Annotated in this window: 10 protein-coding genes; 9 read left to right on the top strand and 1 reads right to left on the bottom strand. The window is 59.4% G+C overall.

The features are described 5' to 3' along the window. Positions 1-286 precede the first annotated feature (286 nt). From ACR0LI_RS18850 to ACR0LI_RS18820, 7 genes are all read left to right on the top strand, one after another. Positions 287-1,441 (top strand): phosphoserine transaminase, encoded by a 1,155-nt coding sequence (locus ACR0LI_RS18850; RefSeq protein WP_480719015.1) that lies wholly within the window; start codon positions 287-289, stop codon positions 1,439-1,441. 64 nt (positions 1,442-1,505) lie between these two features. Further along, the gene (serA, locus tag ACR0LI_RS18845) at positions 1,506-3,101 is read left to right on the top strand and encodes a phosphoglycerate dehydrogenase (RefSeq protein WP_171638623.1); all 1,596 of its coding nucleotides are present in this window, start codon (positions 1,506-1,508) and stop codon (positions 3,099-3,101) included. Positions 3,102-3,220: 119 nt separating this feature from the next. Continuing rightward, a complete protein-coding gene (locus tag ACR0LI_RS18840; RefSeq protein ID WP_480486428.1) occupies positions 3,221-3,949 on the top strand; it encodes a metallophosphoesterase in 729 nt (242 codons plus the stop codon). A 37-nt stretch (positions 3,950-3,986) separates the two neighbouring features. Next, on the top strand, positions 3,987-4,865 hold the full coding sequence (gene serB, locus ACR0LI_RS18835) for a phosphoserine phosphatase SerB (RefSeq protein ID WP_480719014.1): 879 nt from the start codon (positions 3,987-3,989) through the stop codon (positions 4,863-4,865). Positions 4,866-4,906: 41 nt separating this feature from the next. After that, positions 4,907-5,236: an ArsR/SmtB family transcription factor gene (locus ACR0LI_RS18830; RefSeq protein ID WP_171638620.1), complete on the top strand. Its 330-nt coding sequence runs from the start codon at positions 4,907-4,909 to the stop codon at positions 5,234-5,236. Continuing rightward, positions 5,224-5,652 (top strand): SRPBCC family protein, encoded by a 429-nt coding sequence (locus ACR0LI_RS18825; protein WP_480719013.1) that lies wholly within the window; start codon positions 5,224-5,226, stop codon positions 5,650-5,652. Before ACR0LI_RS18830 ends, ACR0LI_RS18825 begins: the two co-directional genes overlap by 13 nt. A gap of 22 nt (positions 5,653-5,674) precedes the next feature. Further along, complete coding sequence (locus tag ACR0LI_RS18820) at positions 5,675-5,995, top strand: YciI family protein (RefSeq protein WP_171638618.1); 321 nt, start codon at positions 5,675-5,677, stop codon at positions 5,993-5,995. Positions 5,996-6,000: 5 nt separating this feature from the next. Here ACR0LI_RS18820 and ACR0LI_RS18815 read toward each other — a convergent pair whose 3' ends face one another. Further along, entirely contained in the window at positions 6,001-6,999 is a 999-nt protein-coding gene (locus ACR0LI_RS18815) for an asparaginase (RefSeq protein WP_171638617.1), read from the bottom strand. 179 nt (positions 7,000-7,178) lie between these two features. On the opposite strand from ACR0LI_RS18815, the gene ACR0LI_RS18810 reads away from it, so the two are divergent. After that, complete coding sequence (locus tag ACR0LI_RS18810; protein WP_171638616.1) at positions 7,179-7,715, top strand: invasion associated locus B family protein; 537 nt, start codon at positions 7,179-7,181, stop codon at positions 7,713-7,715. A gap of 142 nt (positions 7,716-7,857) precedes the next feature. Further along, a complete protein-coding gene (locus ACR0LI_RS18805) occupies positions 7,858-8,028 on the top strand; it encodes a hypothetical protein (RefSeq protein ID WP_171638615.1) in 171 nt (56 codons plus the stop codon). Positions 8,029-8,139: the final 111 nt, after the last annotated feature.

Genomic DNA, 8,139 nt, shown 5'->3' with positions numbered 1-8,139 from the left:
CCCCCGTCAACCGCGTCGACAACGCTTACGGTGACAGAAACCTCGTCTGCACATGCCCCCCAATGGACGCATACGCAGACGCCGCGGAATAACAGCAACAACCCCGCCGAGTTTCGGCGGGGTTTTTCGCCAATCGGAAACTCATGTTCTGATTTGTGCCCTCTTTGGATGTCGTTTTTACCTAGCGAAGCGTCTTTTTCGCTTGCTGCGGGTGCGAAGGGCCCATAGCTCTGTGCGTGGGACACCCCTCCCCAACGAGGGGCGTGTATCTGGAAGGGTAATACAGATGAGCACTCAAAAACCGGCGACGCGGCCGGCCAATCCGCGTTTTTCCTCGGGCCCTTGCGCCAAACCCCCCACATTTGATCTGACCAAACTGGCCGATGCCGCCTTGGGACGCTCGCACCGTGCCGCCGTTGGCAAGGACAAGCTGAAAGCGGCCATCGAAGGCACGCGCGAGGTGCTTGGCATTCCGGTAGATTACAGGATCGGCATTGTTCCCGCCTCGGACACGGGCGCGGTTGAGATGGCTCTTTGGTCGCTATTGGGCGAACGCAAGGTCGAGATGCTGGCGTGGGAAAGCTTTGGGTCCGGTTGGGTGACCGATGTGGTCAAGCAGCTTAAGATCGACGCCGAGGTGAAGACCGCCGATTACGGACAGATCGTGGATCTGGCATCGGTCGATTTCGCCAATGACGTGGTCTTTACGTGGAATGGCACCACCTCGGGCGTGCGCGTGCCGAATGGCGACTGGATCGCCGATGATCGTCAGGGTCTGACGATCTGCGACGCAACCTCGGCTGCCTTTGCGATGGACCTGCCCTGGGACAAGCTGGATGTGACCACCTTCAGCTGGCAGAAGGTTCTGGGCGGTGAGGCCGCGCATGGGATGCTGATCCTGTCACCGCGCGCTGTTGAACGTCTGGAGAGCTACACCCCTGCATGGCCGCTGCCCAAGATTTTCCGCCTGACCAAGGGTGGCAAGCTGATCGAAGGCATCTTTACCGGGGCGACGATCAACACGCCGTCGATGCTGGCGGTTGAGGATTATCTGTTTGCACTGGATTGGGCGCGCTCGGTGGGCGGTCTGAAGGGCCTTACAGCCCGCGCGAACGCCAATGCCGATGCAGTGCATGCGTTCTGCGACCGGAACGACTGGATCGAAAACCTGGCCGCAGACGCTGCGACGCGGTCGAACACATCCGTCTGTCTGAAATTCACCGACGCCCGAATTCAGGACGGCGCAAGCTTTGCCAAGGCTGTGGCCAAGCGGCTGGAGTCCGAGAATATCGCGCTGGACATCGGTGCCTATCGCGACGCGCCTGCGGGCTTGCGGATCTGGTGCGGCGGTACGGTCGAGACCTCGGACATCGAAGCGATGCTGCCTTGGCTGGCATGGGCCTTTGAGGCCGAAATCGCGGCGCAGACAGAAGCCGCCTGATCGCATCCCATCTCCACCGGGCCGCATCGGCCCGGACCTCTCAATACATTCAAGGACCACAAACATGGCTCCCAAAGTACTCGTTTCCGACAAACTCAGCGAAACCGCCGTTCAGATTTTCCGTGATCGCGGCATCGACGTGGATTTCATGCCCGATCTGGGCAAGGACAAGGACAAGTTGGCCGAGGTGATCGGCCAGTATGATGGTCTTGCCATCCGCTCGGCCACCAAGGTCACGCCGACCATTCTCGAAAAAGCCGACAAGCTGAAGGTGATCGGCCGCGCTGGAATTGGCACTGACAATATCGACAAGGAAGCGGCGTCGAAAAAAGGTGTGATCGTGATGAACACGCCATTCGGCAACATGATCACCACTGCCGAACACGCCATTGCGATGATGTTTGCCGTGGCGCGGCAGATCCCCGAGGCCTCGACTTCGACCCATGCGGGCAAGTGGGAAAAGTCCAAGTTCATGGGGATCGAGCTGACCAACAAGACGCTCGGCGTCATTGGTGCGGGGAACATCGGTGGCATCGTGTGCGAGCGCGCGCTTGGCCTGAAGATGAAAGTCATCGCCTATGATCCCTATCTGGGCGAAGAGAAAGCCGCCAAGATGGGCGTGGAAAAGGTAGAGCTGGACGAGTTGCTGTCCCGCGCCGACTTCATCACCCTGCACGTGCCGCTGACGGATCAGACCCGCAATATTCTGAGCCGTGAGAACCTTGCCAAGACCAAGAAAGGCGTGCGCATCATCAACTGTGCTCGGGGTGGTCTGGTCGATGAGGAGGCCTTGGCCGAGGCGCTGCAATCCGGTCACGTTGCGGGCGCCGCGTTTGACGTGTTCGGTGAGGAACCCGCCAAGGACAACCCCCTGTTCAATCTGCCCAACGTGGTCTGCACGCCGCATCTTGGTGCAGCAACGACCGAAGCGCAGGAGAATGTGGCGCTGCAAGTGGCCGAGCAGATCTCGAACTATCTGCTGACAGGTGCGGTCGAGAACGCTTTGAACATGCCCAGTGTAACGGCGGAAGAAGCCAAGGTGATGGGGCCGTGGATCAAGCTGGCCGGCCATCTGGGCAGCTTCATCGGCCAGATGACGGATGAGCCGGTCAAGGCGATCAATATCCTGTATGATGGTGTGGCCGCTGAAATGAATCTGGCGGCGTTGAACTGCTCGGTGGTCGCCGGGATCATGAAAAAGTTCAACCCCGAGGTGAACATGGTGTCGGCCCCGGTTGTCGCCAAGGAACGTGGGATCAAGATCTCGACCACCAATCAGGACAAATCGGGTGCGTTTGAGGGCTATATCAAAGTCACCGTTGTGACCGACAAGCGCGAGCGTTCTATCGGCGGCACTGTGTTCAGCGACGGCAAACCGCGGTTCATCCAGATCAAGGGCATCAATATCGACGCCGAGGTCGGTGCCCATATGCTCTACACCACCAACGAAGACGTGCCGGGCATCATCGGTGCTTTGGGGCAGACCATGGGCGAGAACAACGTCAACATCGCGAACTTTACCCTAGGTCGATCCGAGGCCGGAGGAGAAGCGATTGCGTTGCTTTATGTCGACGAACCCGTTCCGGCCGAAGCACGCGCCAAGCTGGCGGAAACGGGTCTGTTCACGCAGATCAAGCCGCTGGAATTTGATGTCACCTGACGAGGCCTGTTGAGTTTGAGAAACAGTTCGGGACCCGGTTGACCGAAGGCCCGGGTCCTTTGTTTTCTCGGGCTGCAATCTGCGGCACAAGCAAGCTGAACCTTACCGTCGGAGGATCTATGACACAGCCTGTCTACGTTGTTGGTGATCTGCACGGGCAGGTGGCCGAGCTGGAACGCGCGCTGTCTCTGATCCGGGGTGATGGCGGCCCGGACGCCCAGATCGTGTTTCTAGGTGATTACGTGGATCGCGGCCCTGACAGCCGCGGGCTGATCGAGCGTCTGATTGCCGGGCGCGACGCGGGTCTGAACTGGATCACTTTGCTGGGCAACCATGATCGCATGTTCGCCTGGTTCATGGAGGATACGCCGCGTCACGATCCGCATTTGCTTGTCGGGTATCATTGGCTGCATGAAAGGCTGGGTGGGGTCGAGACCCTGCGCAGTTATGGCGTGGAATTCGAAGGCCAGATTCGCCTGGAAGATCTGCATCAGATGGCGCAGGCGGCGGTGCCGAAATCGCACCTGACTTTTCTGCGAGATCTGGTTCTGATGCATCAGACGCCCGAGCTTGCCTTTGTTCACGCAGGTATTCGCCCGGGCGTGCCGCTCAACGCGCAGGGGGACAACGACCTGGTCTGGATCAGGCAGGATTTTCATGCTCATCTGGGTCCGCATCCCAAACTGATCGTGCATGGTCATACTCCGGTAGACCGGGCAACGCATTATGGAAATCGCGTCAATCTGGACACAGGTGCCGGATATGGGCGCCCGGTGGGTGTCGCGGTGTTCGAAGGGCAGACCTGCTGGGAATTGACCGATCAGGGCCGTTTGCCGTTGACCCCCTAGATCACCTCGCCCGGCCAAGAAAATTTGGAGATTGAAGATGTATGTCGCCACTTTGCTGACCAATCCGGCAGCGCCTTCGCTGGACAGCGCATTACCCGAGTCACTGCGCAATGCGTGGGGTGGCGGGGACATCCTCTGGCTCAACCCGGATGAGGCGGCAGAATTCGAGTTGAACGCTATCCCCGACAATCGCTGGGACGTTTGGGCAGACTTGCAGGGTATGGGCGTGGACCTGATTTTGCAGCCTGCGCAGGGGCGGCGCAAACAGATGCTGCTGGCCGATATGGACAGCACCATGATCCAGCAGGAATGCATTGACGAACTGGCGGATGAGGCTGGCGTCGGCGAAAGGGTCAAGGACATCACCGCCCGCGCCATGAACGGAGAGCTGGATTTCGAAGGTGCCCTGATCGAGCGGGTTGGTTTGCTGAAGGACCTGGATGAAAGCGTCATCGGCAAAGTCCTGCGCGAACGGATCACCCTGATGCCCGGAGGCAGGGAATTGCTGGCGACGATGCGGGCCAACGGGGCCTATACAGCATTGGTATCCGGTGGCTTTACGGCCTTTACCGCGCGGGTGGCAGAGCTTTTGGGGTTCGATGAAAACCTTGCCAACACTTTGCTGGCGGAAGATGGCAAGCTGACCGGAGACGTCGCGCGTCCTATTCTGGGGCGTCAGGCCAAGGTCGAAGCGCTGGCGCAGATTTCAACGCGTCGGGGCCTGTCGGAAAGTGATGTGATTGCCGTGGGTGACGGGGCCAATGACCTTGGAATGCTTGGCCGGGCCGGGACCGGGGTTGCCCTTCATGCCAAACCGTCGGTGGCCGCACAATGTGATGTGCGGGTGAATCACGGCGACCTGACGGCACTGCTTTATCTACAAGGGTACAGTCGCGCGGATTTTGCCGAATTCTGACAGGGCTTTTCATTATTTAACATTTGTGTTAAATAGAGGTCATGAGCACGCTTCTGACCACCTTTTCCGCTTTGTCTGATGCCACCCGGTTCTCGATTGTCGAGCAACTGATGGAGCAGGGCGAACTGCCCGCTGGTGACCTGATCGAAGGGCGCGGCATGTCCGGCGCCGCGATTTCGCGCCACCTCAAGGTGCTGCGCGAGGCCGGGTTGGTGCAGCAGCGTGTGCGGGGCACCCAACGGATGTACTCCATCCGGTCCGACGGGCTGCGTATGATTGCCGACTGGACGATCTCCAAACGGCAATTCTGGGAAAGCAGCCTTGATCGCCTCAGTGATATCATCGAAAGGGAGAATTCATGGCCGACCTGAAACTGGAACGGGATTTCCCCGTCAGCCCAGAGGACCTGTTTGCATGGATCAGTGACGGCAGCCGGTTGTTGCAATGGTGGGGCCCCGAAGGGATGCACGTGCCTGAACACAATCTGGATTTCTCGCGCACCGGCCCGTGGTATTCGGTCATGGAAAACGGCGAGGGCCAGCAATACAAGGTCTCGGGCCACGTCACGCATGTCGACCCTCCAAACTCGGTGGGGTTTACCTGGGGCTGGCATGACGATCAGGATCAGCGCGGGGCCGAAAGCCACGTCACCTTCTCAGTCAAAGCGACAGGCACGGGGTCGCGCCTGGTTTTGGACCACCGCGAACTGGCCGATGCCGAAGCAGCCGCGAACCACAATCAGGGCTGGACGTCTTCGCTGCGCAAACTCGAAGCGAAGTGCAAATAAGGTTTCATCAGGGAGGAGCGATATGCCCCAATATTTGTTTGTTTATCACGGGGGACACACCCCGACCGACCCCGCCGAGATCGAGGCGACCATGGCCGCCTGGGGCGCCTGGTTTCAGGATATGGGAGACGCCCTCGATATCCCCGGAAACCCGGTGGGGCAGTCTTACACCGTCAGCAACAACGGAGTGGTCGATAACGGCGGCGCAAACCCGGCCTCGGGCTTTACGGTGATCAAAGCTGACAGTATCGATGCTGCGACCGAGATGGCCAAGGGCTGTCCGATGGTCGTCAACGGCACAGGCTCGGTTGAAGTGGCCGAGGTGCACGAGATCGAGATGTAGTGGCCTTAGCCGGGGAAACCCGGCGCAGGTTTGATCACGCCGCATTCCAGCCCCCGGCGGCTGTATTGCGTGGCGTTCATGAATTTGCGGGTGGCCGGGTGATCGGCCTCCAGCACACCAAGGCTCACCAGAATAGCGGCGATGGCGCATTCGCTGGCCCGTGTGGTGCCATCGGTGATCTTCAGCGCAACGCCCATGCGTTTTTCCGGGATGATGGCCACAAACACCGCCTCGGCCCCGGTCTTGATGGCGACGCGCCCGTTCATGGCGCGCATCAGTTCGGTGCAGGCCCGGGTCTCACCGGCAACCAGTTCCGGGTGTTTCACCATCGCGGCCACCAGCTGCATCGCTGCATCGCTGGAGCGGTCGGACCGGTCTGCGGCTGAAGCAAACCAAGCCATCGAACGTGCCAAACCGAAAAGCGATGTGGCGAAATTCGGGGCGGAACAGCCATCGATGCCGTATGCCGGGCTGGTCTCGGCCGTTGTTTCTTCGACGGCAGACAGGCAGGCTTGTTGCACCGGATGATCAATTTCAAGGTATTCCGGCCCGGCGCCCATATGCTGTGCCAGAGTCAGAAAGCCGCAATGCTTGCCGGAACAATTGTTGTGGATCTGGCAAGGCGTGTCGTCCGCCAAAATCAGCCGGTCGCGCGCGGCGGTGTCGGCGGGCTCCTGTGGGCCGCACCGCAGATCGTGCTCGTTCAACCCCAGATGGTCCAGCCACGCCGTCACGCGATCCGTGTGGATCGCCGCCCCGTTATGCGAGGCGCAGGCCAACGCGAGGTGTTCGCTGGTCAGACCGTATTTCGCCGCCGCCCCTGATGTGACCAACGGAAGCGCTTGAATCATCTTGGCGGATGACCGCGGGTATATGACGGATTGCGGGTCGCCCCAACTGCGCACGATCTGGCCCGTGTCATCGCAAATAACCGCATGACCCAGATGCAGACTTTCCAGCAGAGGGCCGCGCCAAAGTTCTGTCATGGGTACGGGCTGCGTCATCTGGACCTCCGAAATTTATGCGCAAAATTCTGCCAATCGCCCTTTCGCCTGTGGCGAAACCTGCGTTAGTGTGTGTATGTCGGCAATCATCGGAAGACGCAAACGAATAGACGAACCGGCAGGGTTCGCAGACGTGTCCGATGGGTATGAGGTAAGGGTCGAGCTAGGAGGCTGGACAAATGGGATCAATGCTCGTTCGCACGATAGCGGGCCTGTGTATGGCAGGCATCGCAGCAACATCTGCAATCGCCCAACAGGCGACAAGCACCAACCGCGTAGCTGCAAAAACGGATTGGAGCGTTTTTGTCGAAGACGATCCCACCGAATGCTGGAGCGTCTCGGCACCCAAGGAAACCGTAAACACCCGCGGTGGACGTGTGGTTTCCGTACGGCGCAGCGATATCCTGCTGTTTGTGTTCTATCGCCCGAATGCCGAGGTCAAAGGCCAATTGACCTTTACTGGCGGCTACCCGTTTGCCGCGGGTTCGACGGTGAACCTGAACGTGGACGGGACCGAGTTCGAACTGTTCACAGAAGGCGAATGGGCCTGGGCCGCGTCGGATGCGGATGATGCCAAGATCATCACCGCCCTGAAGCGCGGAACCGAGGCTGTTCTGACCGCCCGGTCCGAGCGTGGGACGCAGACGAAAGACACCTTCTCGCTGCTGGGCTTTACCGCAGCGATTGAAGACGCTGAGAAGCGCTGCACCAACTGATCTTATCGCGCCGATTGTTGAAAAGGCCCCGCCTGGTCGCGGGGCTTTTGACGTATGGTCATCTGCCAGTTTTGATCCGCATCAAAGTTTCGCGTTCGGCAATGTGAACTAAGTGGTTTAGCCACTTAGAGAGGACATCGTGATGAAACAGAAAACTTGGATCACTCTGGTTCTGGTCGCATCCGCCGCTGTGCTGAGCGCTTGCGAGAAGAATGCTGAAACCTACCCGATATCGGGCGAGCAATGTGGCCCGGAAGATCCGGTTCAGACCCTGGACGCCAGTGATTGCTACACACCGCCGCCGGTAAACTGATCAAAAAGGCCCGGTATGTTCATCGTGCCGGGCCTGCCGGCTTAGGAAACCTTTTGATCTTTGCGCAGGTTCCTATATAGAGGCGCATCCCAAGCCCGATTCCGTCGAGAT

This window comes from Ruegeria sp. CL7, from assembly GCF_056536445.1.
Note: the sequence above shows the minus strand (reverse complement) of the source record. Positions and strands in the feature narration are given on the sequence as shown.